Here is a 26,171-nt window from a genome sequence, read left to right on the forward strand (position 1 = left end):
GTTTGGGAACCACCCCCCAAAAGAGGCACAGGACATGAAAATGACAGCTAACTTATTCAGACAGAAAGCGTTAAATACCTTTTTGGTTCTCGCAGGATTAATTATTATTTTTGCCCTCTTCAGTCCAAGGCACGTCTTCCTTCACCCACGGAACATCGCTGCTTTAGGAAAGCTTTTTCCTGATTTAGGAATTGTGGCTCTGGGTGTAGGCATGTTGATGATTTGCGGAGAGTTTGACCTCTCCATAGGATCGGTACTCCCCTTTTGCGCTTACATTTTTGCCAGGTCTCTATACGCAGGTTTCACTCCGTTTGTAGGTTTTGTTTTTGCCGTACTCACTGGTGCTGCCATGGGATGGCTCAATGGTTTCATTACGGTTAAAACCCGCATGCCCTCTTTCATAACTACTCTGGGAACCCTGATGTTCTGGCGAGGGGTACTTTATGTATGGTCAAAAATGATGCCTCTGGGAATCCGCCAATACGTACCGCCAGAATCATCATTTGGGAAAATACTCACAGCAAGTCTTCCCGGACGCTTGCCAGTACAGTCACTGTGGTTTTCTCTTTTTGCCGTTGTTCTGGGCATCATTCTCCACTATCATCGCTTTGGCAACTGGGTCTATGCTACTGGCGACAACAAGGATGCAGCAAGAGCTATGGGTATTAACACAGACATGGTTAAAGTAATTTGTTTTATCATTGTGGGGATTTTGTGCGGATTTTCCGCTTGTATGCAATCAGTGCGCATCGGTTCATTTGCAGCCACCCAGGGCATTGGTTTTGAACTGCGTGCCATCACTGCCTGTGTGGTAGGTGGTACCTCATTGCGAGGCGGCATAGGGAGCATGCCTGGAATTATTCTTGGCTCGCTGGCCATACCGATAATTGACAACGGACTGGTCTTGCTTCGCGTCCCGGTATTTGGTATCACCGCCTTCATTGGAATGGCGACTATCCTTTTTGTGTTACTCAACTCTTACATAGAGAGAAAAATGCGTTAATTTATGGAAAGAGGTCCTCAAAGATGGAAAAACGCGATGATATTCTGGTCAGAATGGTCAACATCCATAAGTGGTTTGGAAGAGTTTACGCATTGCGTGGAGTCGACTTTGAAGTACGCAGAGGAGAAACCGTGGGCTTGATTGGCGATAATGGAGCAGGAAAGTCAACACTTATTAAAATCCTCTCTGGATATCATCAGGCCGATCAGGGGGAAATCTATTTCGAGGGTCAAAAAGTCCGCATTCGCTCTCCTAAAGATGCTCGAATTCTGGGTATCGAAACTGTCTACCAGGAACAGGCTCTGGCTCCCAACCTGAGCATCTCCCGAAACATATTCATGGGTAGAGAACCGGTTAGAAAGCTTGGAATCATCGACAAAAAAGTTATGGACAAAGAAAGTATGCAAGCTCTGGCTAATCTGGGCTTAAAACTTCGTTCTCCCGACTTACCCGTTATAACCCTCTCAGGTGGTGAACGTCAGGGAGTGGCCATTGCCAGAGCACTACATTTTAAGGCCAAACTTGTAATTCTTGACGAACCCACCGTAGCGCTATCGGTTAAAGAAGTGGGAGAGGTGCTCGAATTTATACGTCGCCTTCAAAAAGAAAAGGTCTCGGTAATTTTCATAACCCATAATATTTACCACGCCTTCGATATTGCTGAACGTTTCGTAGTAATGGCGAGAGGCAGAAAAATGGCCGATGTAAGGAAAGAAGAAACCTCAATACAGGATCTTTCTGACCTGGTTCTAAAGAGTGCGTTTGTGACGGATTAGAAAGGAGTATCACCCAAAATGAGCAGAGAGGGTCAAACCAGGACATGGCAAAGACTTCTCTTATCTCGCTCCAGCGGAGTGTTGAGTGCCTTAATCTTGGTGTTAATTATTTTTTCTTTTTTCTCCCCAGAACACCGCTTTGTAGACCCTGATAATTTGAAAGTTTTACTCTCCCTGGGAGCCGAATTTAGTATTATTGCGCTGGGTGTGGGAATGTTAATGGTTTGTGGAGAGTTTGACCTCTCCATAGGGTCGGTGTTGGTTTTTTGCTCTTTCATATTTTTGAAGCTTTTCGAATTGCAATGGAATCCCTTCGCTATAGCAGCAGTAACCATCGCAGTAGGAGGACTTCTGGGCCTTATAAATGGCCTAATAACTGTTCGTGGTCAAATCCCTTCTTTTGTCACCACCCTGGGAACCATGATGTTCTGGCGAGGCTTGACTATCCTCCTTTCGGGAGGCGAGCAGGTAGCCTGTGATGTGTCCACCATGGAAACACCTGCAGCAAACTACTTTCTATCCGTCTTTACGGGAAAGATAAACAACTTTATGCCGGCTCAGTTCCTGTGGTTTTCTCTCTTTGCCGTTGTTCTGGGCATCATTCTCCACTATCATCGCTTTGGCAACTGGGTCTATGCTACTGGCGACAACAAGGATGCAGCAAGAGCTATGGGTATTAACACAGACATGGTTAAAGTAATTTGTTTTATCATTGTGGGGATTTTGTGCGGATTTGTTGCCTGCGCCCAAATAGGCCGTCTGGCTTGTTTTACCTCCCGAACCGGGGATGGCTGGGAACTTAAAGCAGTGGCAGCCTGTGTGATAGGCGGCACTTCTCTACGAGGCGGTATAGGAAGTATGACTGGCATCTTTCTGGGTGCAGTGATAATCTCGGTAATCGAAAACGGTCTGGTAGTTCTGCGAATTCCTTATTTTTGGACTTATGTGGTTTTTGGACTGGTAATCCTGTTTTCAGTTTTATCCAGCATGTACATCGAAAAAAAACTTATGGAAATCCATCAATAAAAGGAGTGGTTGTAAAAATTACGCCGCTTACGCCAGTTCTCCACCACTGGTTTTCTACCTACGTCTGTCCGAACAAAGAATCAGTTAAAACCCGGTCAGAAATCTAAAATGTTCAAGGAGGCAATAACACGGTGAGCCATTTTTTAGGAATCGATTTGGGCACCCAAAGCGTAAAAGTTATAGCTTACAACGAAAAGGGCGAACTTAAGGCTTTGAGTACGCGTGAGTACCCCATTATCAGCAAACAACCTGGTTTTGCAGAACAGGAACCAGAAACCTGGTGGGAAAAAACAACTGAGGCAATCAGAGAAGTTCTGTCACATTTGCCCTCCCGGGAAATAAAGGGTATTGGGTTTTCAGGACAAATGCATGGAGCCGTTTTCCTCGACGAAAACCTCCAACCTGTCTATCCAGCAATAATCTGGGCAGACCAAAGGAGTAAAAAGCAAGTTGCCTTTATCCGTGAAACCCTGAAAAACGATTTAGCCGAAATCGCTGGGAGCACAATCGCAACTGGATTCATGGCTGCATCGGTACTCTGGCTTAAAGAAAACCTGCCTCAAATTTACGACAAAGTACGATGGATTCTTCTGCCCAAAGATTACTTGAAGGTCAAAATGGGACTGCCCCCTTCCACTGATGTCGCTGATGCTTCGGCTACTCTCCTTTTCAACATAAAAAGGAGAAAATGGTCAGAAAAAATACTCGATGTCCTGGATATCAATCCCGATCTGCTTCCTCCCGTATACAATTCTTCAGAAGTTATCGGAGAAATGGCCCACACGGTTAAAGAAAACCTGGGGCTCAAAGGAGAAGGCATCCTGGTTGCAGGTGCAGGAGATCAACACTGTGCAGCACTGGGAAACGGCATAATCCATGAAAGAGAAACATTGCTTACCATTGGAACTGGCGGGCAGATTTTTACTCCCCTTACACGCCCTCGTATCGACCCAAAGCTGCGAATCCATACTTTTTGCCATGCTGTACCAGGATACTGGCATCTTTTAGGAGCCACCCTTTGTGCTGGCCTCTCTTTAAGCTGGTTTAAAAAATCTCTGCTTGATTCTCCTTCTTTTTCCTTTGACTTTAAAGAAATGGATGAAGAAGCAAGAAAAATTCCACCAGGATGCAATGAACTGCTTTTTTTGCCTTATTTATTAGGAGAAAGAACACCTTACATGGACCCCTCTGCTCGAGGAGCATTTGTTAATCTCCACCTCACTCACCAGAGAGCTCACTTCACAAGGGCCATTATGGAGGGAGTGGCTCTAAGCCTCAAGAATGCCTGGGAAGTTTTTGAAGAACTGGGGGTAGAAAGCGAGCGTTTTGTATTTTCAGGTGGCGGTTCGAAAAGCTCTCTGTGGAGAAAAATACTTGCTTCAGTATTCCGAGAGCCCTTATTCACAACTACTACCCGTGAAGAAGCAGCAACCGGTGCCTGCATACTGGCAATGGTAGGCACCGGTTGCTTTTCAAGCTTTGAAGAAGCAGTCAATACAATGATTACATATCACACCCCGACCCTTCCAGAACCAGAATGGTCGGAAAAATACGGCTTGCTTTTTGAAAAATTTAAAAGACTTTATGATTCTCTAAAAGAACACTTTCCCAAAGAATCAGGATAGGTTTTTCAAAAGACCAATTCGGTACTTCTCGGCATCCAGTTCCCTTATGGAGCGGCACTCTCTTTCAGTAAGGATACGAGGCGAACCCACAATACTGGCTATGAAATAAACCCGAGCTGCTTCTTCAACTACGACACTTCGATAAAAGGCCTCTTTAAGGGTGCTCCCCACGGTCAAAAGACCGTGGTTAACCATGCAAACCGCTGAAGAAGAAGATAATGCTCCAAGTACTGCTTCAGCAAGCTCCTGAGTGCAGGGAGTACAATAATCTATTACTGTCACCTTTCCCACATAGGCAACAAAATCAGGAAACATGGGGGGAATCGTTTTGCCCGCAGAAACAACCCCTACTGTATAGGTAGGATGAGTGTGGACCACCGCTCCAACGTCTTTTCTCTCACGATAGCAAAACCAGTGCATCAGGATTTCCGACGAGGGTTTGCCTCCTTCAACAACTTCACCACTATCAAGGTTTACTTTAACAAAGTCCTCTGGCTTCAACTCATCAAAAGCAAGACCACTCGGTGAAATCAACATAAAATCACCAAAACGAGCACTGATATTACCACCCGAAGCAACCACAAGGCCCAGGTCTACCAGCTTATTACCATAAAAAACCAGATCTTCTCGCAATTTATCTTCCTGCAACTCAAACACTCCTTCTTTTAAGCTAAGTCCATTATAGCTCATCTTATTTTTTCTGGGCATTCCTGTATTCTCGCGATATTCTCTCAATCTCAGAAAACTGCTGTTCGCTGATAGTAATGTGAAATACCTGGGCAATAACCTGCGTCCAGCCGTGAATAAAATAAATCCAGCCGTCCTCAACGTGGAGGTTCTTTGCATCCTTTTGCCGTAAAGCCTGGTGCATAAAAAGGAGGTCTCCACGATAGTTCAGCTCCCATACCAAACTATGGGGTGGAAACTGAGCAGCATCGGTCAAGGGAGAACCAGGACGGTCTTTGCCAAGTCCGGTAGCATTGACGATTAAGGAGTAAGGTTTTACCCGAGCAAGTATTTGGTCGTTAATGGAAGGTTCTGGAGAATGGATGTATTCGGCATTGATATCCGGGTTTATTTTCTGCATTATTTCTTGCATTGCATAAAGACGAGGTGTACTGCGATTAGAAACGTAGAGTTTAGAAGGCATGTTGTCTTTCTTCTGGGGATCAAAAAGATAGGCCGCTATCGCTCGGGCACTGCCTCCTGCTCCCATAATGAAAACTTCTCCACCATGCTCCCTCCAGAAACCAGGTGGAATAAAGGCTTCCATAGCCAAACCACTCGAAATAGGGTCCTTGGCATGTCCTTCCAGCTTCCCCTGATTTTTAGAGATGGACGATAATTCGCCAAAGAGCTGAGCATAGGGGTCAAGATAATCAAAAAGGTCTTTAGCGGCTTCATAAAGGTCTATTTTATGAGTGGTAACCAAAGCGCCAAGCGATAAGGGATCTTCCTTGATAAACTGGACCACTTCTCGATAAACTTCTTTTGGCGCATGAATTTCAATATCGATACCCTTCAACACTGCATCTTTAATATCCAGAATTTTAGCCCATAAAGGAAAGAGCTTCATAATTGAAGATTGAGACGTGGTTACTCCTATGAAGTACATAGTTGGTCGAGTAGCCTTTTCGGGAAGAGTGATCAATCAAAACACCCCCTGAACTCAAGCCTTTTTCCAGTTAGGATTATTTTCTACAACCACTTCTCCGTTTCTTTCCAGAACCACCTTTGGAAAACCGGTTTTGTCAATAGTAGCGTAGTCGTGTCCGGCATCAGCGAAAAATATGCAGTAGAAAATAAGGGGTTCGCCACCCACGTTGACTGAGCGATGTGACCAACAAGGAGGAATATAAGAAGCGGAACCTGGAAACATCTCTAAAACCTCGCATTCTTCTCCATCAGGAGATGCCATAATAAGCCGACCCTGGCCTTTTAGCGTGAAGTATATTTCGGCGGTTTCCAGTTTTTCATGCAGATGCCCTTTAGTAAAGAAAAACTCATTGCCAACTTTGCCTGGATAAATTATGGTGGTACAATGAGCAAGGTGTCCCGCTTCTTCTGGCACTTCTGCATAGATGACCTCGTACACTAAAGGATTTTCCTTAGCGAGCACCGCTTTAACCTTCTCTTTATCCAGAAAAAAATGTTGAATGTCGCTCAGATAGCGTGTTATCTTTTTTCCAGGAGTCAGGTCTCCGGTCTCAAAGTCGACTACGACGTTAAAAGGTCTGAAAAGCTTCATAAATGAATCAACTCCTTTTCTATCGATTTAGGGCACTATAACCACTTTTAAAGCTTCCTGTTTTTCCATCAGATAAAGACCTTGCTCGATATCTTCAAGCGGCAAAACATGGGTCACCAGATAAGAAAGGTCGAGCTGCCCGTCCAGAAGAAGATCCAGAGCAATCTTGAAATAAAAATTATTAGAGCGAGTAGTACCAGTAACCACCAGTTCTTTATAATGAATCAAATTAGTAGCAATAGGTACTTCTTTGACCTGGGGAGGCAACCCCCCAAAAAAGTTGATGCGACCAAACAGCGAAGCTACTTCTATGGCCTCCATCTGAGCTCGAGGTGCTGGAGCAGCAACAACCACAACCTCTGGATTATCTACTTTTCCTTTTACCCCTTCCTCAGCAAGAATACCCACCGCACCATGCTCCTCGGCAATTTTGAGTCTCTCCTCACTCAAATCTACCATCCACACTTTTTTGGCCCCACTTAATTTGCTTAACTCAAGGAACATCAAACCTATAGCTCCAGCCCCGTAAATCAAAACCTTATCCCGAAAACTTACTCGAAGTGGCAAAAATCCATGTACCACGCAGGCCAGAGCTTCCACAAAAGAGAGTTTGACCGGGTCAGCCCCTTCGGGAAGCGGAAAAACGTTACCCTGTCTCACCGCATTTTCTGGAACCAAAAGATACTCAGCAAACCCTCCGTCAAAAGTTATTCCCAGAGCTTTGCTCTCCGGACAGTGGTGAGTAAGTCCTTGAGCGCACATAACACATTTTCCACATCCAAAATTAGGAGCCACCGCAACCAGCATACCCTCTTTGAAATCAACAACACCTTCACCCAGCTCAACAATTTCGCCTATCACTTCGTGTCCCAGAATGCGCTTTTCACCCTGGGCAATCGCGCTGTGTCCACGACGCGCAATGCGTAAATCAGTACCACACAAAGCCGCAGCTTTTACCTTTACCAGAACTTCGCCTTTCGCAGGACGAGGGTTCTCAACTTCGTTTACCTCAACATGAGGGGGATAAGAAAAAACAGCTGCTCTCAAGGTAACTCCGCTCCTTTGCTTTCAAATGAAAAATTCTTTAAACTTCTCAAAAACACCGTTCATGGTTTCCAAAGTTTCCAGGTAGTAAGGCAAATACTTTTGATAAACTCTGTATAATTTTTCATCCGGATGAAACACGTTGACTACTCTAACTGAAGCCTTTGCTTTCGCAGATAAATCTGCAAAGACACCCACCCCAAAGGCCGCACATAGCGCAGCCCCCCATATAGCGAATTCTCCTCTATCCAGTGTGAGATAAGGAATACCCAAAATGCTGGCTTTGATTCTGTTCCAAAAAGCCGATTTTGCACCCCCACCTATCACTCTGACTTCATTAAAAACCAAATCAGGAATTAGCTCCCTAATAACTTTGAGGTAAAAAGCGTACTCAAAAGCAATGCCTTCCAAAATCGCCCTGAAAAGGTGTTCCCTTTTATGCTCCCAGCTAAAACCTGCAAAAACTCCCCTCAAATAAGGCTGGGTAGGACAATTACGACCCCGCAAATGAGGTATGAAAACGACCCCCGAGGGATGGGTAGCAACCTTTTCGACCTCCTCAGTAATCAGAGAAAAGGCGTTCTCCTGTCTGGAAAATTCGCGGAAAAGCTCCTCCCTGGCCCATTCAAGGTCCATACCACCACCATTTATGTAAGCCATTGGATAGTAATATCCATCCAGCACTGAACGAGGAAAAAGGAGTGTTTTGTAACGAACATCCGGAAAATAACCATCTACAAAAAGACTGAAACAAGAAGCAGTACCCGCTACATCAAAGGCTGTACCCACTTCAACGACTCCGGCACCCAGGCTGTTGGCAGCCTGGTCGCCACAACCAGCAACAACAGGAACCCCTGAAGGTAAACCCATTTGCTGAGCCCATTCTTTTTGAAGCCTGCCAACCACATCCCAGGGATTAACAATGCGGGGCATCTTTGCTTTTTCAACCCCGAAAATTCCCAATAACTCATCATCCCAGACCTTCTTCTCAAGGTCACAGAAACAGGAAAAGTGGAGGTAAGTGTAATCCATAAAAGTTTCTCCACCAGACAAGCCACAAAGCTTCTGGGCGACCCAGCAGGCGGGAACGGTAAACTTGCAAATCTTTTTATATACTTCCGGTTGTTCGTATTTCCACCAGAGAATCTTCGGTCCATGATTAATGCTGGGGCTCATACCAGAGCGTCTAATTATCAACTCTTCGGCTTCTTCCTTCATTTTCTGTGCATAAGGAGCGGCACGAAAGTCCAGCCAGGAATCATAAGGAGTAACCGCCCCACCATCCTCCCCCACCCCCATGATGCCAGCCATTTGACCGTCAAGAGCAAGAGCTGCTATGTCTTCAGGTTTAACTCTGCTTTTTGCTACAACCTCTCTCACCGTGTCCAGCACAGACTGAAACATCTCTTCTGGCTTCTGAATAACACTTCCATCTTCACCATAAATAATATTGGAGGGAACTCGAGCCACCGCAAGGAGTTTACCTTCTTCATCAAAAATACCTGTTTTGGTTGCTGTGGTTCCCAGATCAACTCCTATAAAAAAGGGCATGCTTACCACTCCCCAGAAAAGTTAACCGGCCTGCCTTCCTCAAGCGAAAGGTGCGCTGTTTCCACCACCTTGACTACTCTCCAGCCGTCAAGCACAGAAGGAGAAGGCTCTTTATCTTCTAAAATACAGCGAATAAACGCCTTCATTTCTTCAAGGTAACCATCTTTGAAACGAAGTGACCAGCTCGAGTGATTATCGCATACGGCTTTCTTATCAAGGTTATAAAGAACCGGTCCTCTGCCTTCAGTGGTTCCAATGCGGATCATACCTTCAGTACCCAAAATTTCCATTCGGGCATCATAGGCATAACCCACCGGACATCCCCCGTCAATAATCCCTAAAGGACCTTCCTCAAAAACCATGGTTACTGCATAATGGTCGTAGAAATCAGGAAAGTTTTTCCTTGCCTCAGGAAGTTTAAAATTATTGGCCTCCATAAAAATTCGCTGAGGTTTTTTGCCAGCAAACCACAAAACAGCGTCTACATCGTGAGAAGAAACCTCGGCAAGCATACCACCACTTTTGGAACGGTCAAAAATCCAGGCTGGCGGCAAACCAGGACCCCTGCCAGTGGATTTAATCATAACCAGTTCTCCAATAAGACCATCACGTACCATCTCAAAGGCCTGGCGGATTTCTGGATCATAACGGCGCATAAAACCTATCTGGAATTTAATACCTGCATTCTCAACTATCTCCCTTATTTTCGACGCTTCATCGAGATTCTGTGCAAGCGGCTTTTCACAAAAAACGTGTTTTTTCAAAGCAGCAGCCTTTTCAATAATCTCGCGGTGGGTGAAAGTCAAAGAGCCAATGCACACTGCATCAACCTCTTCCTGCTCAAGCGCTTCTTCAATATTTTTATAGAAAGAAGAGATACCCAGCTCCTGTGCTCTCTCCCTGGCTCTTTCCAAGTCAACATCCACCACCACTTTAAGTTCCGCCTCAGGAATGTAATACCTGAGGTTGCGAGCATGTACCATCCCCGCTCTTCCAGCTCCGACCAAAACAAAACGAACCTTTTCCACTGCAGAATCCTCCCTTTAAGTAAGCTATTTGACCACCATTACTTTATTGCTAACCAGGGCAAAGACCTAAGATGAGTTCTATCCTCTAAACCAAGCGCAAGTAAATGATAAGAAAAGCCAGGTCTTTACCTGAAAACTCTTACCCTAACTCTTCCTTTGTCGCCGCGGAAACGAGAAATAAAAAAGTCCATGGGCCTTTCCGCTTCACTATAGGTAACGTTCTCCATAAGGAACATGGGAGCTCCAACGTCTATTTTCAAAAGACGTGCATCAAGCTCATCAGCAAGAGTCGGCTCAAGGGCTATCTCAGCCCATTTAGGTACCAAACTATATTTTTCAGCAAGAAGTTGATAAAGAGAGCGGTCAGTAAGGTCCTCTCCGAGTAAACCCGGACAAAGCGCATATGGAACATGATTGCGAACCCAGACTACAGGTTCTCCCTCAATAGAGCGAAGCCTCTCAATGTAAACGAAGTCCTCGCCTTCTTCAATCTGTAACAACTGAGCCAGTTTTTTGGAAGCTTTACGCACTTCTTTTTTGAGAACCTGCGTTTTAAGAACATAGCCCTTTTCTTCCATTTCCTCGTAAAAGGTAGTGAAGTGTTGTATGAAGCTATAGTCAATTTTGGGGCGGGCAACAAAGGTACCTCTTCCTTTCTCCCGGGTCAGATATCCTTCGTACACCAGCTCTTTTAAGGCTTGCCTCACTGTAGGACGACTAATACCATACTTTTCTGAAAGTTCTCGTTCCGAGGGCAGAAGATCCCCCGGCGCAAGCACTCCTTCCTCAATCTGCTGCCTTATATACTCCTTTAGCTGATAATAAAGCGGAATGGGGACTTTTCGATTTAAATCCATTTCTTTTTTGTCCATGAATACCATCACCTGACATTCTGTTATATTTACCACTTTCAGGTTATCCTACAATAAGACTAAAAACTGTGTCAATCTTACGCAAAACAATGCAGGACTTTACTTTTTACTTATTACCTTATCAGACGTCTCCTCCACTGATCAAAGACCACTATAGCGACGATAAGGAGACCATTAACAACTCTTTGCCAGAAAGGTTCCACGTTAAGGAGGTTTAATCCGTTGGCCAGAACACCCATCAAGATGGCACCAATGAGTGTTCCCACAACAGAACCTCGACCACCAAACAAATTGGTTCCCCCGATAACCACCGCTGCAATGGTCTGGAGTTCCAAGCCTTCTGCCATTAAAGCATTGGCTGAATTCATCCTTCCAACCAGCACCAACCCACCAAGCCCACAGTAAAGTCCTGAAAGACCATACACCATAATTTTATTTTTTTCGCCCCAATACTATAAGCAAAAGGGTTACTTCAATAAACCAAAGCTCATTCCCCTCAAAAGGTCTTTGCGAATAGCAAACGAAAAAATCAAGACAGGTATCACGTAAAGAATCCCAGCAGCAGCTACTCTTTCCCAATATATTTGAGAAAAAGAAATCCAACTATAAATTAAAACGGGAACTGTGCGTGTAGCCGGATCTGTTACTGTAGAAGCAAAAATAAATTCCGTCCAAGAAAAAAGAACACAAAGAACTGCGGTCACCAGAATACCCGGATAAGTAAGTGGGAAAGTTATTCTCCACATGACTCCAAAATCATCACAACCATCTATCTTTGCTGCCTCTTCGATAGCCTTGGGCAAAGTTTCAAAGAAACTTTTTAGTAACCAAACTGCAAGCGGTAAGTTCAAAGCAACGTGTAAAATAATCAAACCCAAGCGAGTTCTTAAAAGCCCCAAACGAGCGAACATAATATAAAAGGCGAAGAGAACCACAATGGGGGGGGTCATTTTCGTAGATATTATATAGAATCCAATATTCTCTTTCCCAGGAAACCTAAACCGAGCTAGCGCATAAGCGGCAGGTATAGCTAGTATCAAAACCATAATTGTAGAAAAACCAGCAACGTAAACACTGTTGAAAAGAGCCTTTAAAAAGTCCGAAGAAGCAGAAATATTATAAATAAATCCTTCCATAGTAGGTTTAAAGAACCACACGGGAGGGTAAGCAAGAGTCTCACTTCGAGATCGAATAGAAGTTAAAATAACCCACACCAAGGGGAACCATACTACCATAAGGAAAATGCTCAATAAAGCATATATACCTGGTAAAGAAGCCCGTGAAACCCTAATCATAAAGTTCTGCTCCCCCCTTCAAGATCTTGTTCAACAAAACCATTCCAACACCCATAGTAATAGCAAAAACAAAGATATTTAGTGCAGCTCCTTCTCCCATGCGAAGCCACTCAAAACTTTTTAAATAAGCATAAAAATATAAAGTCATCGAAGCATGACCTGGTCCGCCCCTACTAAGGCCAGCAATTATATCAAACGTCGTAAAAACAAAAATGAAACGCAAGAGCAACGATATTACAAACAAAGGCTTTAGAAGGGGTAACACCAAATACCTAACTTTAGCCCAAGTATCTCCTCCATCAATATCAACTGCCTCAAACAAATCTCGAGGAATTGAGTTAATACCAGCAAACAAAATAAGCGCTACAAAAGGAGTCCATTCCCAAACATCCGTAATAATGATGCTCGGAAGGACTTGTTTAGAATCCATAACCCAATTCAAAGATGGCACCCCAAAAAATCCAAGCACCCAGTTTAAAACTCCTAAGGGGCGATACATGAGCTTCCAAATCAAGGCAGCCACAATGGGTGGTAACATCATAGGCACCATAAAAAGCAGAATCAATATCTTGCCAATCCTGCCTACGAAACTTAAAAGCAAGGAGAGAACAAAACCTAAAAAGTGCTCAAAAAACAGACAGACAAAAGTAAAGTAAAAAGTTATTCTCATAGAAGACCAAAACCAAGGATCCTTAAAAAGATTGAGATAATTTGCAAAACCAACAAAAAACCTCCGCCCTTCGGGTAAGTACCAATCTGTGAAGCTAGCTACAACAGTGAAGATAAATGGGTATATAGTAACAGAGACCAAAAAAACTACACTTGGTAACAAAAACAACCACGGCTTAAATCTTTTCTCTCGCACTGTTTTCCTCCTTTTCCAAATCTCTGCTTGCCTTTGGTTTTTAAACCAAAGGCAAGCAGAGATTTACTAAAACCCTATCTCAATAAATCACTCACTAAAACTATTTATTCTATTCCTCCCTCAAAACCTCTCTTCTTTTTGCAATAATTTCATCAACCTTTGCCACAGCTTCATCCAGTGACTCTTTAATGGGCTCGCCTCTTAATATCTTGCTGAACGCTACTGACATTGCCTCTCCTACTTCTCTAAATTCTGGAATCAGAGGCTCTGTAACAGTACCATTTTCAACATACCACATAGCAGCCTTTATCCAACCTTTCTGCTTAAGTTTTTGGAAAGGCTCTGTAGTCCAAAGTTCAAGGCGAGTAGGTGTTCCTAAAGGACCCATTCTTTCTTGTACAGGTTTAGAAGTCGCCCACTGCACGAAAAGCCAAGCTGGTTCTTTGTGCCTGGAAGCGTAATTTATTCCAAAACTCCACGTCCACAAAGAACTATACCTACCAGCTGGTCCCCTGGGAGGAATAGAGGCATCCCATACATCAACAACTTTTGACTTTTGAGGGTCGCCTATGAACACTATATGGTCTATCCCTGCAAACATTGAAGCTAAATTTCCTGCAGCAAACATATCAACCATGGTGTACATGTCAATCCCTTCACTACCAGGAGGGTTACCATATCCCACCTGAGCCTCACGATAGACTTCCAAGGCTTTAACCGCCTCAGTAGAATTAAAAACTGCCTTCATATTTTCATCAAATATTCTCCCACCATAATCGTATATCACAGGGCATATTGTCCAAGTATTTGCCCCAGGTCCCGTCCAACCTCTGGTACAAAATGCATAAACATTTTGGTATTCCGGATCAGCATCCAATTTCTCCTGAAGTTTTTTCTTCAAATCTATTAATTCCTCCCAAGTGTCGGGAGGCACAAACCCATATTTGTCAAAAATATCCGTTCTATACCAAAAGATAGGTCCCGAAAAGTTGCCAGGAATAGCCATTACTCTTCCGTCTTCTGTTGTATTCCACTTTCTAAAAGGAGCTCCAATTCCCTCATAGTTGTACCAAGCATCATCAGTAAGCAAAGGATTGCTAATATAAGGTTTTAAATCTGCTAACCATCCAGCCTGTGCATACTGAGGTATAATCGAAAGACCAACACTCATTACATCGTAAAGACCAGTGCCCATCGAAAGATCGATGGTTCTCTTTCTCCGAAGCTCGTCTTCTCCCAAAAATTCCAAATTTACCCTTATCCCCGTCAATTTTTCAAACTCAGGAATATATGGCTCCAAAGCTAAACCATAAGCATGTGGTATTGACAAAACACTGATAGCCGTGCCTTCAAATTGACGCCAATCGATCTTTGCTTCTTTAAAAGCTGCTAACTCATCTTCACCAAAAGCAACACAACTACAAATCAGAGGTAAAATCAAAAGGTGTGGAAATTCTGCTGAAGGCGGTGTATTCTTCCTTCTAAGAGGAAAAACCTTGAGAAAAGGAAAGGAGGAGATACACCGCCATGAACAAGCGTACCACGGAAGGATGCCTCTCATCAAGCCCCACATGGGAGAAGTTGGAGGAGTGGGTTCGGGGCAAGATTCAGGAGTTCATCCAGGATCTCCTGGAACAGGAGGTGACGGAGTTGTTGGGCCGGGCTCGCTACCAGCGGCAAGCTGTAGTGGACGGAGTCCAGGGCTACAGGAACGGATATGGCAAGCCTCGCAAGTTGACGCTGGGCATTGGCACCATCACCATTCGTCGTCCTCGGGTGCGTGGTTTGGAGGAGCGGTTTGAGAGCCGGATCTTGCCGCTGTTTGCGCGCCGCACCCGAGAGGTCTCGAATCTCCTGCCTGAATTGTACCTGCATGGGCTCGCCGAGGGGGACTTCGACCTGGCCCTGCGAGGGCTCCTGGGGGAAGATGCGCCGATCTCGGCCAGCACGGTGGCGCGGTTGAAGGAGAAGTGGCACGCCGAGTGGGAGGCATGGCACAAGCAGCGGTTGGACGGCCTGCAGGTGGTCTACCTGTGGGTGGACGGGATCTATGTGAAGGCCGGGCTGGAGAAGGAGCGTGCTGCCCTGCTTGTAGTCATCGCCGGATTGGTGGACGGCCGCAAGGTGGTGGTGGCGGTCGCCCCTGGACACCGGGAATCGGTGGAGAGTTGGTCGGAGGTGCTGCGGGACCTGCGGGATCGAGGGATGAACCCTCCCAAGCTGGTGATAGGGGATGGGCACCTGGGGATCTGGGGTGCGCTGCGGAACGTCTGGCCGGATGCTGGCCAACAGCGATGTTGGAACCACAAGATCCTCAACGTGCTGGACAAGCTCCCACGCACCCAGCATGTGGTGGCCAAATCCATGCTCAATGCCATTGCCTACGCCGCTACCGAGGCGGAGGCTAACGAGAAACGCAGGGAGTTTGAGACCTGGTGCCGGAAGCGTGGGTACACACAAGCGGTCGAGACCCTTAGTCGGGATTGGGAGAGGATGTTGACGTTCTACCGCTACCCCAAAGAACATTGGGTGCATCTGCGCACCACCAACATTGTAGAATCGCCTCTGGCAGCGCTGAGGTTGCGGACGGATGCTGCCAAGCGGTTCAAGAAGGTGGAGCGGGCTACAGCCGTGATCTGGAAGATGCTCATGATAGCCCAGAAGAAGTTCCGGAGGCTCAACGCGCCTGAACTGCTAGCAAAGGTCTACGCGGGGGTTCAGTACAAGGACGGGATCGAGGTGACGCGGGAGGAGGCTGCCGCCTGATGCGAATTTACACACCTCTTGACGAAACCTCTACAAATCAACACTCCTATCACTATTAAAATACCCATTATTTTTTTCATTTTTGCTTATCCCTCCTCAATCCAAACAAAAATACCTCGAAAGACCATAGCATACCATTACTACAGAAATAGCAGCACGCTCCTTCTTGATGCAAGTTACAAAATTAAATCCTTTTTAACACCTCCTTTCACTAGGATAGTACCACTCTACTATAATAAGTTAAGAGGTAATTACATTTTAAACTAAGAAACTACACTCGTCAAGTACTTCCCTAACTACAATAATATCTCTTCTCCTTATAGACTACCAGACTCAGTACGTGCTCAAATCTTTTATTTCTTAGAACCGTGATACCAATTTTTACCTCAACAACTCTTCATCGCTTGCTTGAAGAACTTCCTGTTCTCGTTCATAAAAATAAGTAGCGGTTTGCCTGACCAGCTCATCCAGCATTTGGGGATCGTGTTTGCCCCACATTGCAGGATAAGGGTCTGCCCCAGGACCAAGAGGCTCTGCAGTAACAAAACAGTCAGGACGATTATAACCAATCACATAAAGAGCCATGATCACCAAATCGATATCCACAAAGCCTTTACCAAGAGCCCTGCGGTTAGAATCTGCAAGATGCAGATTAGTTAGATACTTGCCATATTCAACCAGGGTAGTGGGAATGTGCTCTTCCTCCACCCACATATGGTAAAGATCTCCTCCAATATGCTGAACACCAGGATGGTTCACATAGTTAATAAGCTCTAAAGCCTCACGAAAGGTGTGGCAAAAGCTGACTTCTGCCGAACGTACCGGCTCAATAGCTGCTCGAACACCATTTTGTAAGAAATAATCACCCAAGATTCGCAGGGCATCACCCGCACGATAGAATTCGCTATCATCGTATTTTTGAGGACGTCCCACTGCTGCAGGAGAAAAAAGCACATACATCCCACCAAGTTCGGCGCACATATCGATCTGCCTGCGGAAATAGTCAATAGAGCGCTGTATCACATGAGGTTTATTGCTGGACAGCTCACTGTCTGCATTGACCATACCACATACTCCAGATACTTTTATTCCGTAATCATCAAGGATCTTTTTAACTTCCTGAGTTTTGTAGCCCAAATCTGGACCATAACGATTACCATGTAGTTCGATATAGCGAATCCCGAACTTACTCAAGCGAACACAGGAAACTTCCAAAGGCTCCAAACCAAAACCCCAGTTACTCCAAGAAAGACGTATCTTCTCTCCCCTCTCAATTCTCTCTTTAAAATCCGGCTTTTTTCTAATTTCAATGAATTGCTTTATAACCAGGTCATCTTTTAATTGAAAATTTTGTTTCTTCAAAGAAAATCACCCCTTAAAGCAATTTGTATACGAATTCAATCACTTGATGGCCCCCATGGTTAATCCCTTCACCAAATTTTTCTGGACAAGAGCTGTAAAAACCACCATAGGCACCATTGCTAACACTCCAGCAGCAGCCATATGGCTCCACATAATTCCCGTCTCCCTTATAAAACCAGTAAGGGCGACAGGAACCGTTTGAGCACGAGAACCAGTTAAAATAAGAGCAAAAAGAAACTCATTCCAGGAAAAAATAAAGGTGAAAATCCCTGTAGCAGCTATGCCAGGCGCTATTAACGGAATAGAAATTTTCCAGAAAGCAGCAAATGAAGAACAGCCATCGACCATAGCACTTTCTTCTATCTCACGAGGTATTTCTTGAAAAAACCCCCGCAATAGCCATACCGAAAAGGGAATGTTAAAAGTACAATAAGCAAGGATCAAGGCCAGATAAGTATCAAGAAGATGCAAAGTCCTCATTATAATAAAAATAGGAATCGCGGCCGCAACAGGAGGTGTCATCCTAATAGACAAAATCCAAAAAGAAAGATCCTTCGACCTCTTAAAACGGAAACGAGCTAAGCCGTAAGCCGCCAAAGAACCTACTGAAAGCGCTATAAATGTGCTGACCAGAGCAACTATCAAACTATTAAATAAATAATGACCAAAAGGGATGAGACTAAAAATTTCTCTATAATTCGAAGCTACCGGACGGAAAATCCAAACTGGAGGATATTTCAAAGCATCGACATTGGTTTTAATCGAAGTCAAAAAAAGCATGAACGGAGGAAAAAGTACAACTAAAAACACAACTCCTATGCCTACCCAAACCAAGGCATCAAGAACCCTCTTTCGGCCTGCTATCATCTTTCTTCTCCTTCCCTGATGAATCTCAGAAGCAATTGAGTAATAGCGATAACAATGACAAGAAGAACATAAGAGTACGCAGAAGCTCGACCAATGTGAAAAAACTTGAAACCGTATCTGTAAGTGTAATAGCTCAATACTTCGGTGCTCATTCCAGGTCCCCCTTTGGTTAGAACAAAAATCAGGTCAAACGTTTTAAAAGCGTCCATTGTTCTAAGCAACACGGCAACAATCAGAGTAGGAAGAAGCAGCGGAAAAGTTACATAACGGAAAATTTGAAAAGAACTTGCACCGTCAACAAGTGCAGCTTCGAAGGGATCATGAGGTAAAGACTGTAATCCAGCAAGAAGTATAAGAGCCATAAAGGGCGTCCATTCCCAAACATCTGCCACTATGACACTTGGCAAAGCAGTAGAAGGATCTCCTAACCAGTTAAGAGGCTGAAACCCAAACAATTCTAAAAAGTAATTCAAAGTGCCCAATTCCGGATTATAAAGAAGCCTCCAAATAATCCCTACCACAACCGGAGTCATCGTGGTAGGTAATACCAGAGCAGTTCTTAATAGACCTATTCTTCGCATAGGCCTATTAAGAAGCATCGCTACAATAAGTCCCAAAATGGTTTCAAGAGCAACAACGGACATAACATAAAGCAGAGTTACTCTCAAAGAAGTCCTGAAATAAGGGTCTTTTAAGAAAATATAGGCATAGTTACCCAACCCTACAAACTTCCATTTGCCACCCCTCACTATATTCCAGTTAGTGAAACTCACTCCTAAAGAATAAACCAGCGGGAAAATTACCAATAAAAGGAGTATGATAACCGCAGGAGCTACAAAAAAGAAAGGAGTCCACTTTTTCTTTTTGAACACCAATCAACTCTCCTCTCCAGAGCCCCCTGGAAAAATATTCCAGGGGGCTAAGATTAGCTCTGACGATTACTTTTGTTATTCCAAATAGCCCCAGAGCCTTAAAATTTCCTCGAAGCGAGCATTTGCCTCGTTTAAAGCAGTTTGCGAATCCTTGACCCCAGTCATAGCTTCAGAAAGCGCAACCTCCAAAGCATCAGCCAATTCTGAATAAGCAGGTATCCTCGGACGACCTTTAGCAAGCGGCAAGGATTTAAGCATTCCTTCATATTCTACAAACTTAGCCCGGAGTTCGGGATCATTAAGAGAGGAATAACGTGCCCCTGGCTGAGCATAAGCCAGTTTCTTCTCCATTTCAGGTGTGGTAGCCCAGACGATGAATTCCCAGGCGGCTTCTTTGTTTTTGGAATCTTTGGGAATCATCAGACCCCATCCACCAAAAGTGGGCGTGCGCTTAATGCTACCATCTGGCTGTTCCTTACCAGGAATTAAAGTAAAATTGAACTTACCAACTATAACTGACCTGGAAGGATCCTGGCATAACGGAGCTGAATTTTGCCATTGAAGATTCATAGCTGCTTTTCCTTGCGCAAAGGCATTAGCACACTCGTCCCAGTCGTAAGTCAAGACACCAGAAGGTGCGTAAGGAATTAAGCTCTTAAAGTACTCAAGGGCTGCTACCGCCTCCGGACTATTTATAGTAGGATTGTAGTTTTCGTCATACCATTCCCCACCAAAGGACCAAAGCATGTTATCGTAGGTGCATTGAAGTTGTACTCCTCGACGTCCCATAAAGGTAAGCCCCGTCATACCTCTATCTTTAAGTTTTTCAGTCAACATTGCTGCTGTGTCTCTAAGTTCTTCCCAAGTATTGGGAGGAGTAAGGCCAAACTCTTCAAAAATGTCAGTCCTATAGTGAAGGCCAAAAACCGCCTGTATGAAAGGCAAACCATAGAGTTTTCCTTCCCACATACCTTGTTCGCTCAAAACTGAGGGAATGAAATCATCAAGAGCAACTACTTGGGGATCTGTTCTTTTAACAAAATCTTCAACCGGTATCACCAATCCCTGCCCAGCGTATTGACCAATCCAAACGCAATCAACATGCACCACATCGTATGCTCCCGTACCCTGTGTAACAGCTACTGCCTGTTTTTCTTGAAGCGTTGGATAGGGGAGAATTTCAAGGTTAACCTTAATACCAGTTAGTTGCTCAAATTCCGGAAGCAGCTTTTTCAAAGCGTCAGAACGAGGTTCTGCTACCATTGATACGTTTATTGTCGTTCCCTCAAACGGTTTTTCTGTATAGGTACCAAATACATATTCCGCCGCCCAGCTCACTGCTGCCACAGAGCAAAGTACTGCCACAACTACCCCCACAATCCAAGCTTTGTTTTTCATTTGACTTACCTCCTTCTAAAAAGGTTGAAAAACTCAAAGTTTTGAAACAACTTTTTCTCTTTCGCATCACCTCCAGTTTAATGTGTTCCCACTCCAGGTACTCTTCCGAACCATAGTGACCAAGTTCAAGGCCAATGCCACTTTCTTTTCATCCCGGATAGGGTGCAAACAAGCTGTCTGGATTAACTCTGTTGACCACTACTAAGCCCTAACTATCTATACTGAACCTCGCTCAAGATCCAGTGCCCCAGCTACTTTGGGAGGAGCAGGAACCAGCTCAACAGTAAGCGTACCAGTAGTAACTTCTACACCTTTAGAGCGCAGGGTTTCAGTGAAGGAGCTAATGTAGTTTAGATTTTGGGCAGTCTTGGGCTCTTGAACTATGGTGCCTTTCCCTCTCTTTCTGAAAATGAGGTTATCTTTCTCTAATTCCTGAAGAGCATTGCGAATGGTGGTTCTGCTTGCCTGAAAGGTTTCCGCCAGTTCTTCTTCAGAGGGCAAAAGATCACCAACTCTGTATTTGCCACTTTCAATTTCTTCACGGAGCTGATGGTAAATTTTAAGATAAAGGGGTAAATCGTTATGAACCAAAATGCTTTTCCCCTTCTTATTAATTACTACTTTTTTCAAAAACTTGTTACTACCATTAGTTTAGATGAGCCTGTAGAGGATGTCAATGCACTTAAGAGCAATACACTACTATTAATCTTTAAAGATTAAGACATTTTTAATTAAAGTTAAATTTACAAATCATGTTACTTTACCCTATAATTGGAGGAAAAAGAAGGAGGAGGGATAGAATTGGAAAGATTAAAGCCCCAGCTACCTCGCAAATTGTATGAGTTTCCAGATGGGCAGCTTAAACTTGTGAATTGGCGAGAAATACCACCAATGGAACTTGGAGATTGGGCAGGACTGCATGGTAAAATGGAAACCGAACTAATAGTGTGCAGAGAAACAACAGGCTCCAAAATGGTAGTTATGGGCCGTTCGGTGTTTTTCCCCGGCGCATACCACGATCCTCATTTTCACCTCTATGCAGAAGAAGTCTTATATTGTCTAAGCGGTAAGGGTGTGGCTGGAAGTGGGGACAAAGAATATCTTATAACTCCTGGAGATGTGCAATTTGCGGGGGTAGGAGAGATTCATTGGCTTCGTAATCCTTTTAACGAACCACTGGAGTTCATCTGGATTTATAGTGGTAAAGAAGTAGGTATGCCTGACGAAAGTGGTTACTGTACACCCGATCTCTTTAGGAAAGCAGAAGAAATTATTAAACAAAACCGTATTCCAGACTAAAGGTGTACAAAATGGATGGACTGGCTGAAAAAGCTCTAAAAGTTTTAGACTCCTTCAGATTAGATGGTAAGGTGGCATTGGTCACTGGAGGTGGCAAGGGACTTGGGAAGGCAATAGCTTTTGCCTTAGCAGGAGCAGGAGCTAACATTGCAGTTGCAGGTAAAACCCTGAAAAACGTTCAACAAACAGCCCAGGAAATTGAAGAAAACATGGCAAAGCGTGCAATAGCAATAGAAGCAGATGTTCGCAACCCTGGAGACGTTAAAGAAATGATCTCCAAAGTCCTACAGGTTTTTGGCAAATTGGACATCCTGGTTAACAACGCTGGCGTTGCTGACGTGAAGCCCATAACTGAATTTCCTCTTGAAAAATGGGAATACATAATGGACGTCAATGCAAAGGGAGTCTTTCTCTGTGCACAAGAAGCTGCTAAGGTGATGCTAAAACAGGGAAAGGGCAAAATTATTAATATTTCGTCTCTCCAGGGTTTTGTTGGAAGAGCAGGAGACCCAGCTTATGCAGCCAGCAAAGCAGCGGTAAACCTGATGACTAAATCTATGGCGAGCGAATGGAGTAAAAACGGAATTTGCGTAAATGCAATTGCCCCAACCTGGTGTTGGACCGACTTAACCAAACCAATTCTTAGCGATGAAAACTTCTACAAATCCCTTCGAAAGCGCATTCCTATTGGGAGAGCTGGAAACCTGGAAGACCTGTTTGGCATAGTAGTATTTCTTGCTTCAGAAGCTTCCGACTTTGTCAGCGGAGCAATCATCCCTGTAGACGGAGGAGCCATAGCCTGCGACGGTTTTCCGGAAGTACCTGTTTAGATAGTTTGCATGTCAGTTCTAAAAAAAGAGCCCCGCACGGGGCTCTTTTTTTAGAGTACTACTCGCTCGGAAAGCTCAGGAACAACAAATACCTTAAGCAAGTCTCTATTTTCCTTGACTTCTACCAACGCTTTCTCGAGCTCTTCAAGGGGTACCTTCAACGAAAATAGAGGACGAGGATTTACACGATTATATTCAAGCAATTTTATTGCGTCCGGCCAGTCATTCCCAACTCCAGCACAGGAACCAACCATGCTTAACTCGCCCAGAACAAAGTCAAAAGGCTTTACTGCTATTGTAGCTTCGACTTCAGTAATACCAAAAGCAGCTACGCGCCCCCCGGGTCTTACCATTTCCAGAGCAAGTTCATAGGTACGAGAAGTGCCAACCGATTCAATAACGAAATCCGCACCTCTACCCTCGGTAAGCCTTTTTACTTCTTCCAGTGGGTCTACCTTGTTGATATCTACTAAATAATCTACGCCCAACAGCTCTGCTTTTTTCATGCGTTCCGGGTGCTTGCCTATCAGGATAACCGGAGCAGCACCTCTAAGTTTGGCAATCTGGGTGTGCAAAATACCCAGCGTTCCATCACCAATAACAGCAACACTACTGCCTAAGCTAACTTGCATAGCTTTAGCAGCGTGAATAGCGCAGGAAACAGGCTCTACAAAGGCTCCGGTATCAAAATCAACGTTTTCTGGTAATTTGTGAACCTGAGTAAAGGGGGCCTTAACAAATTCAGCAAAGGCTCCATCAATATGGATACCCAGCTGCCTGAATTCCGGGCAAGTAAGTTTTTGTCCCCTTGTGCAGTAAAAACAAATTCCACAACCCATGTTAATATCTGCTGTAACCCTATCTCCCTTTTTCAAGCCAACTACATTTTCACCAACCTCAACAATTTCTCCTGAAAACTCATGGCCTGGAATCAGAGGAAGAAAATCTCGAGAATATTTTCCGATATAAATACTGTAATCAGTACCACATATTCCACAGGACTTAACGCGAATTAGTACTTCCTGAGGTCCTATCTGAGGTATATCAACTTCACGTATTTCAATGCGATAAGGCTCTACTACAAAAGCTGCACGCATTTTTCCCTTACTCATAATAACGCACCTCCCTTACTCCCTTGGCACAATGGATATCGCATCAAATGGACAGATAACCGTACACATAGCACAACTCGAACAATATTTCTCGTCTACCTCAGGCTGGCCATCCTTCATAGAAATCGCTGGACAATAAGAAGCAGCACACTTACCACAACGCGTACATTTATCGCGGTCAATGCTTGCTTTGTAGTAATAGAACTCTACCTCGGTAGAAGCTTTAAGATACTTTAATCCCAGCCCTCGGAAATCGTCCAGGCTTTGATAACCACACTTAAGCATGTAATCCTCAAGCCATTTATTAGCACGTCTTATAAAATCAATTCCATTGAGAACTATGCCTGTAAGTGTCTGACAAGCACGAGCACCAAGCATAATAGCCTCAACAATGTGCTCTGGAGAAGTTATACCCCCACCAGCAAAGGTTTCTATTTGTGGAATATTTTTCGAAATAAGAGCGGTAGCCTTATACATACTGAATCGCAGGGCTGGACCACCGATATCGGAGAGAACGTTTGCATTATCACTCAAGCCTGGATAAAGGCCCTTCCCGCCATTCCATATATCTGGAGGAGGAACTACAAAATATTTGTGAGTAGTAACTACAAATCTTGCTCCAACATTAGCTGCCTCTTCAGCCAGATAAAGCATGCGCGGATAGCCAACTTCTGGAGTCAACTTGAAACCAACAGGTATATCTGTAGCCTTCACACAAGCTTCGAGAACTGGCAAAAATACGTCTGGAGCAGCCCCCATCATCATTCCCCATTTCGCTTCCGGGGGCAGGCTTTTCGCATCCAGATGTCCCATAGCGCCAACTGGACATCCGGTATTTAATTCAATAATATCTGGACCAAGATCAGCCACTCTTTTGGTTTGTTCCGCCCATTTTTTGGGGTCCATGTCGTGTACCAGTACCTGTGCTATAACCGCCACGTCTTTTGGTAAATAAGGACGAAGCGCATCAAGTAATTCCTTACCCCAACTCAAATAGTTAAATAAGTTTTTGGCAGTATAAATATGAGCAATAACTTCTTTATGATGTGCATCAAGAGTCACTTTCAACCAGCGTCCAACATAGTTCTGACTCTTAAAGAGGCTTGGAAAATCCAGCTTTTTCTCTGCATCAGTAGGTTCTCCAGGGACCAAAGCGGGAATATATATAAATCCTGCCCCTGCTTCAATGTATTTCATAAAAAGCTCTGCCGCTTTTTTGCCAGGAAACCAGGGTTTGTCAAGGTTATGAGGCGACACCCCAAAGGGTGAACGCATCTTAATCCCGGCAAGCGTAGTAGAAATGTCGACTTTCTTGTCCACAACCAAAACCTCCTCCTGTTTTTTTCTGCTTTACTGAAAAAGAATATCTCTCCTGCCTTCGTAAGGGGCCCTAATGAGAAGTGGCTTCAAAAATGCAGCAGTTTTGGTCTCTCCGTCTTCCCTGCTCATGGTAACATCTTCATGTTCATAGCTTAATACATAATCGTATCCAACCAACGCCAATTCAGTGATTACTCTCTTCCATGGCACAGAACCCCATCCAGGAATTCTAAAACGAAATCCACGAGTGATCCTGCTCCACGGCCCAGTTGGAATAAGCCCATCCCTCTGCACATTATGAGCAACAATTTCACCGTCTTTGGCATGGACATGATAAATCTTTGGACCTACTGCCTGAATAAAATTGACGACATCAATGCCTAAATAAATCAAATTGGCCGGATCAAAGTTAAAGCCCCAGGCTTTCTTATCAGCCATAAGTTTCAAGCTTCTCTCTGCAGTATAAACATCGTAAACCAGTTCGTTAGGATGGGGTTCATGAGCAAACTTTACTCCATACTCTTCAAACTTATCCAGAATCTTCCCCCATCTCTCTACAAATTTCGCCTCCATTTCTTCCCAACCTTTAGAATAAGGCCAGGGGAAGAAACGACCAAAATTTTCGCAACCAATAAAACCACAAACCACCCCTACCTCTAAAGCATTAGCAGCTTGAGCAGTTTTAATCATTCTTTCGGTACCATAAGCTATTTTCTCTTCAGGAGTTCCTTTGTATATGCCATCAGTGTCAATCCCATGAGGGCCAAGAACAAGCTGGCCTTCCGGGTGGTTGCTCAGAGCAGAAATAAATAAACCTCGCTCGCTCACCATTCTCTTAATCTTTTTCACATAATCCGGTTCGTTAAGCGCTCTGTCGACATCAAAGTGAGAACTACCCTTGAAAGCAGGAAGTTCTACCGCCTCATAACCCAGAGCAACCACTCTGTCAAGTACTTCCTCAAGAGGCTTATCTAAATAATTTGCAGTAAAAAAACCCAACTTCATACGACAA

Annotated in this window: 25 protein-coding genes and 1 pseudogene; 7 read left to right on the plus strand and 19 right to left on the minus strand. The window is 44.3% G+C overall.

Annotated elements, in window-relative coordinates:
- Positions 1–34: 34 nt before the first annotated feature.
- From ACKTT1_RS07190 to xylB, 4 genes are all read left to right on the plus strand, one after another.
- On the plus strand, positions 35–1,003 hold the full coding sequence (locus ACKTT1_RS07190) for an ABC transporter permease (RefSeq protein ID WP_369018969.1): 969 nt from the start codon (positions 35–37) through the stop codon (positions 1,001–1,003).
- A 23-nt stretch (positions 1,004–1,026) separates the two neighbouring features.
- The gene (locus ACKTT1_RS07195) at positions 1,027–1,779 is read left to right on the plus strand and encodes an ATP-binding cassette domain-containing protein (protein WP_369018968.1); all 753 of its coding nucleotides are present in this window, start codon (positions 1,027–1,029) and stop codon (positions 1,777–1,779) included.
- Between the two features lie 18 nt (positions 1,780–1,797).
- A complete protein-coding gene (locus tag ACKTT1_RS07200; protein ID WP_412709097.1) occupies positions 1,798–2,805 on the plus strand; it encodes an ABC transporter permease in 1,008 nt (335 codons plus the stop codon).
- A gap of 131 nt (positions 2,806–2,936) precedes the next feature.
- On the plus strand, positions 2,937–4,430 hold the full coding sequence (gene xylB, locus ACKTT1_RS07205) for a xylulokinase (protein WP_412709098.1): 1,494 nt from the start codon (positions 2,937–2,939) through the stop codon (positions 4,428–4,430).
- On the opposite strand, the gene ACKTT1_RS07210 is transcribed toward xylB, so the two are convergent.
- From ACKTT1_RS07210 to ACKTT1_RS07260, 11 genes and pseudogenes are all read right to left on the minus strand, one after another.
- Positions 4,422–5,138 carry a class II aldolase/adducin family protein gene (locus ACKTT1_RS07210; protein ID WP_412709099.1) on the minus strand — a complete coding sequence of 239 codons (717 nt, stop codon included), beginning with the start codon at positions 5,136–5,138 and terminating at the stop codon, positions 4,422–4,424. The two genes, xylB and ACKTT1_RS07210, sit on opposite strands and share 9 nt — an antisense overlap.
- Positions 5,122–6,045, minus strand: a complete 924-nt coding sequence (locus ACKTT1_RS07215) for a shikimate dehydrogenase family protein (RefSeq protein WP_412710569.1) — start codon at positions 6,043–6,045, stop codon at positions 5,122–5,124. Before ACKTT1_RS07215 ends, ACKTT1_RS07210 begins: the two co-directional genes overlap by 17 nt.
- A 54-nt stretch (positions 6,046–6,099) precedes the next feature.
- Entirely contained in the window at positions 6,100–6,678 is a 579-nt protein-coding gene (locus tag ACKTT1_RS07220; RefSeq protein ID WP_412709100.1) for a glucose-6-phosphate isomerase family protein, read from the minus strand.
- A gap of 27 nt (positions 6,679–6,705) precedes the next feature.
- Positions 6,706–7,725, minus strand: coding sequence for an alcohol dehydrogenase catalytic domain-containing protein (locus tag ACKTT1_RS07225; RefSeq protein WP_412709101.1), 1,020 nt, complete (start codon positions 7,723–7,725; stop codon positions 6,706–6,708).
- A 21-nt stretch (positions 7,726–7,746) separates the two neighbouring features.
- On the minus strand, positions 7,747–9,273 hold the full coding sequence (locus ACKTT1_RS07230; RefSeq protein WP_412709102.1) for an FGGY-family carbohydrate kinase: 1,527 nt from the start codon (positions 9,271–9,273) through the stop codon (positions 7,747–7,749).
- Between the two features lie 2 nt (positions 9,274–9,275).
- The gene (locus ACKTT1_RS07235; protein ID WP_412709103.1) at positions 9,276–10,301 is read right to left on the minus strand and encodes a Gfo/Idh/MocA family oxidoreductase; all 1,026 of its coding nucleotides are present in this window, start codon (positions 10,299–10,301) and stop codon (positions 9,276–9,278) included.
- A 125-nt stretch (positions 10,302–10,426) separates the two neighbouring features.
- Positions 10,427–11,173 carry a GntR family transcriptional regulator gene (locus ACKTT1_RS07240; protein WP_412709104.1) on the minus strand — a complete coding sequence of 249 codons (747 nt, stop codon included), beginning with the start codon at positions 11,171–11,173 and terminating at the stop codon, positions 10,427–10,429.
- A 113-nt stretch (positions 11,174–11,286) separates the two neighbouring features.
- A pseudogene (locus tag ACKTT1_RS07245) lies at positions 11,287–11,613 on the minus strand (ABC transporter permease); the annotation flags it as partial.
- Between the two features lie 27 nt (positions 11,614–11,640).
- A complete protein-coding gene (locus ACKTT1_RS07250; protein WP_412709105.1) occupies positions 11,641–12,468 on the minus strand; it encodes a carbohydrate ABC transporter permease in 828 nt (275 codons plus the stop codon).
- On the minus strand, positions 12,461–13,333 hold the full coding sequence (locus tag ACKTT1_RS07255) for a carbohydrate ABC transporter permease (RefSeq protein ID WP_412709106.1): 873 nt from the start codon (positions 13,331–13,333) through the stop codon (positions 12,461–12,463). Before ACKTT1_RS07255 ends, ACKTT1_RS07250 begins: the two co-directional genes overlap by 8 nt.
- A 109-nt stretch (positions 13,334–13,442) precedes the next feature.
- Positions 13,443–14,663 carry an ABC transporter substrate-binding protein gene (locus ACKTT1_RS07260; RefSeq protein ID WP_412709107.1) on the minus strand — a complete coding sequence of 407 codons (1,221 nt, stop codon included), beginning with the start codon at positions 14,661–14,663 and terminating at the stop codon, positions 13,443–13,445.
- Positions 14,664–14,860: 197 nt separating this feature from the next.
- Here ACKTT1_RS07260 and ACKTT1_RS07265 point away from each other — a divergent pair, with 197 nt between their 5' ends.
- Positions 14,861–16,099, plus strand: coding sequence for an IS256 family transposase (locus ACKTT1_RS07265; RefSeq protein ID WP_412709108.1), 1,239 nt, complete (start codon positions 14,861–14,863; stop codon positions 16,097–16,099).
- 381 nt (positions 16,100–16,480) lie between these two features.
- On the opposite strand, the gene ACKTT1_RS07270 is transcribed toward ACKTT1_RS07265, so the two are convergent.
- The 5 genes from ACKTT1_RS07270 to ACKTT1_RS07290 form a co-directional block, all read right to left on the minus strand.
- Positions 16,481–17,461, minus strand: coding sequence for a sugar phosphate isomerase/epimerase family protein (locus tag ACKTT1_RS07270; RefSeq protein WP_412709109.1), 981 nt, complete (start codon positions 17,459–17,461; stop codon positions 16,481–16,483).
- Positions 17,462–17,500: 39 nt separating this feature from the next.
- The gene (locus ACKTT1_RS07275; RefSeq protein ID WP_412709110.1) at positions 17,501–18,328 is read right to left on the minus strand and encodes a carbohydrate ABC transporter permease; all 828 of its coding nucleotides are present in this window, start codon (positions 18,326–18,328) and stop codon (positions 17,501–17,503) included.
- On the minus strand, positions 18,325–19,200 hold the full coding sequence (locus tag ACKTT1_RS07280; protein ID WP_412709111.1) for a carbohydrate ABC transporter permease: 876 nt from the start codon (positions 19,198–19,200) through the stop codon (positions 18,325–18,327). The genes ACKTT1_RS07275 and ACKTT1_RS07280 overlap by 4 nt, the downstream gene beginning before the upstream one ends.
- A gap of 75 nt (positions 19,201–19,275) precedes the next feature.
- Complete coding sequence (locus ACKTT1_RS07285) at positions 19,276–20,598, minus strand: extracellular solute-binding protein (protein WP_412709112.1); 1,323 nt, start codon at positions 20,596–20,598, stop codon at positions 19,276–19,278.
- 216 nt (positions 20,599–20,814) lie between these two features.
- On the minus strand, positions 20,815–21,228 hold the full coding sequence (locus ACKTT1_RS07290; protein ID WP_412709113.1) for a GntR family transcriptional regulator: 414 nt from the start codon (positions 21,226–21,228) through the stop codon (positions 20,815–20,817).
- Positions 21,229–21,399: 171 nt separating this feature from the next.
- On the opposite strand from ACKTT1_RS07290, the gene ACKTT1_RS07295 reads away from it, so the two are divergent.
- Both ACKTT1_RS07295 and ACKTT1_RS07300 read left to right on the plus strand, forming a co-directional pair.
- Positions 21,400–21,897, plus strand: a complete 498-nt coding sequence (locus ACKTT1_RS07295) for a cupin domain-containing protein (protein ID WP_412709114.1) — start codon at positions 21,400–21,402, stop codon at positions 21,895–21,897.
- 11 nt (positions 21,898–21,908) lie between these two features.
- Positions 21,909–22,727: an SDR family NAD(P)-dependent oxidoreductase gene (locus ACKTT1_RS07300; RefSeq protein ID WP_412709115.1), complete on the plus strand. Its 819-nt coding sequence runs from the start codon at positions 21,909–21,911 to the stop codon at positions 22,725–22,727.
- 50 nt (positions 22,728–22,777) lie between these two features.
- Here ACKTT1_RS07300 and ACKTT1_RS07305 read toward each other — a convergent pair whose 3' ends face one another.
- Genes ACKTT1_RS07305 through ACKTT1_RS07315 form a run of 3 tightly spaced genes read right to left on the minus strand, consistent with a single transcriptional unit; the run spans position 22,778 to position 26,164 of the window.
- A complete protein-coding gene (locus ACKTT1_RS07305; protein ID WP_412709116.1) occupies positions 22,778–23,839 on the minus strand; it encodes a zinc-binding dehydrogenase in 1,062 nt (353 codons plus the stop codon).
- Between the two features lie 15 nt (positions 23,840–23,854).
- A complete protein-coding gene (locus ACKTT1_RS07310) occupies positions 23,855–25,159 on the minus strand; it encodes a 4Fe-4S dicluster domain-containing protein (RefSeq protein ID WP_412709117.1) in 1,305 nt (434 codons plus the stop codon).
- A gap of 30 nt (positions 25,160–25,189) precedes the next feature.
- Complete coding sequence (locus ACKTT1_RS07315) at positions 25,190–26,164, minus strand: sugar phosphate isomerase/epimerase family protein (protein ID WP_412709118.1); 975 nt, start codon at positions 26,162–26,164, stop codon at positions 25,190–25,192.
- Positions 26,165–26,171 lie beyond the last annotated feature (7 nt).

It is taken from the genome of Atrimonas thermophila (assembly GCF_045864955.1).
Taxonomy (GTDB): domain Bacteria; phylum Atribacterota; class Atribacteria; order Atribacterales; family Thermatribacteraceae; genus Thermatribacter; species Thermatribacter velox.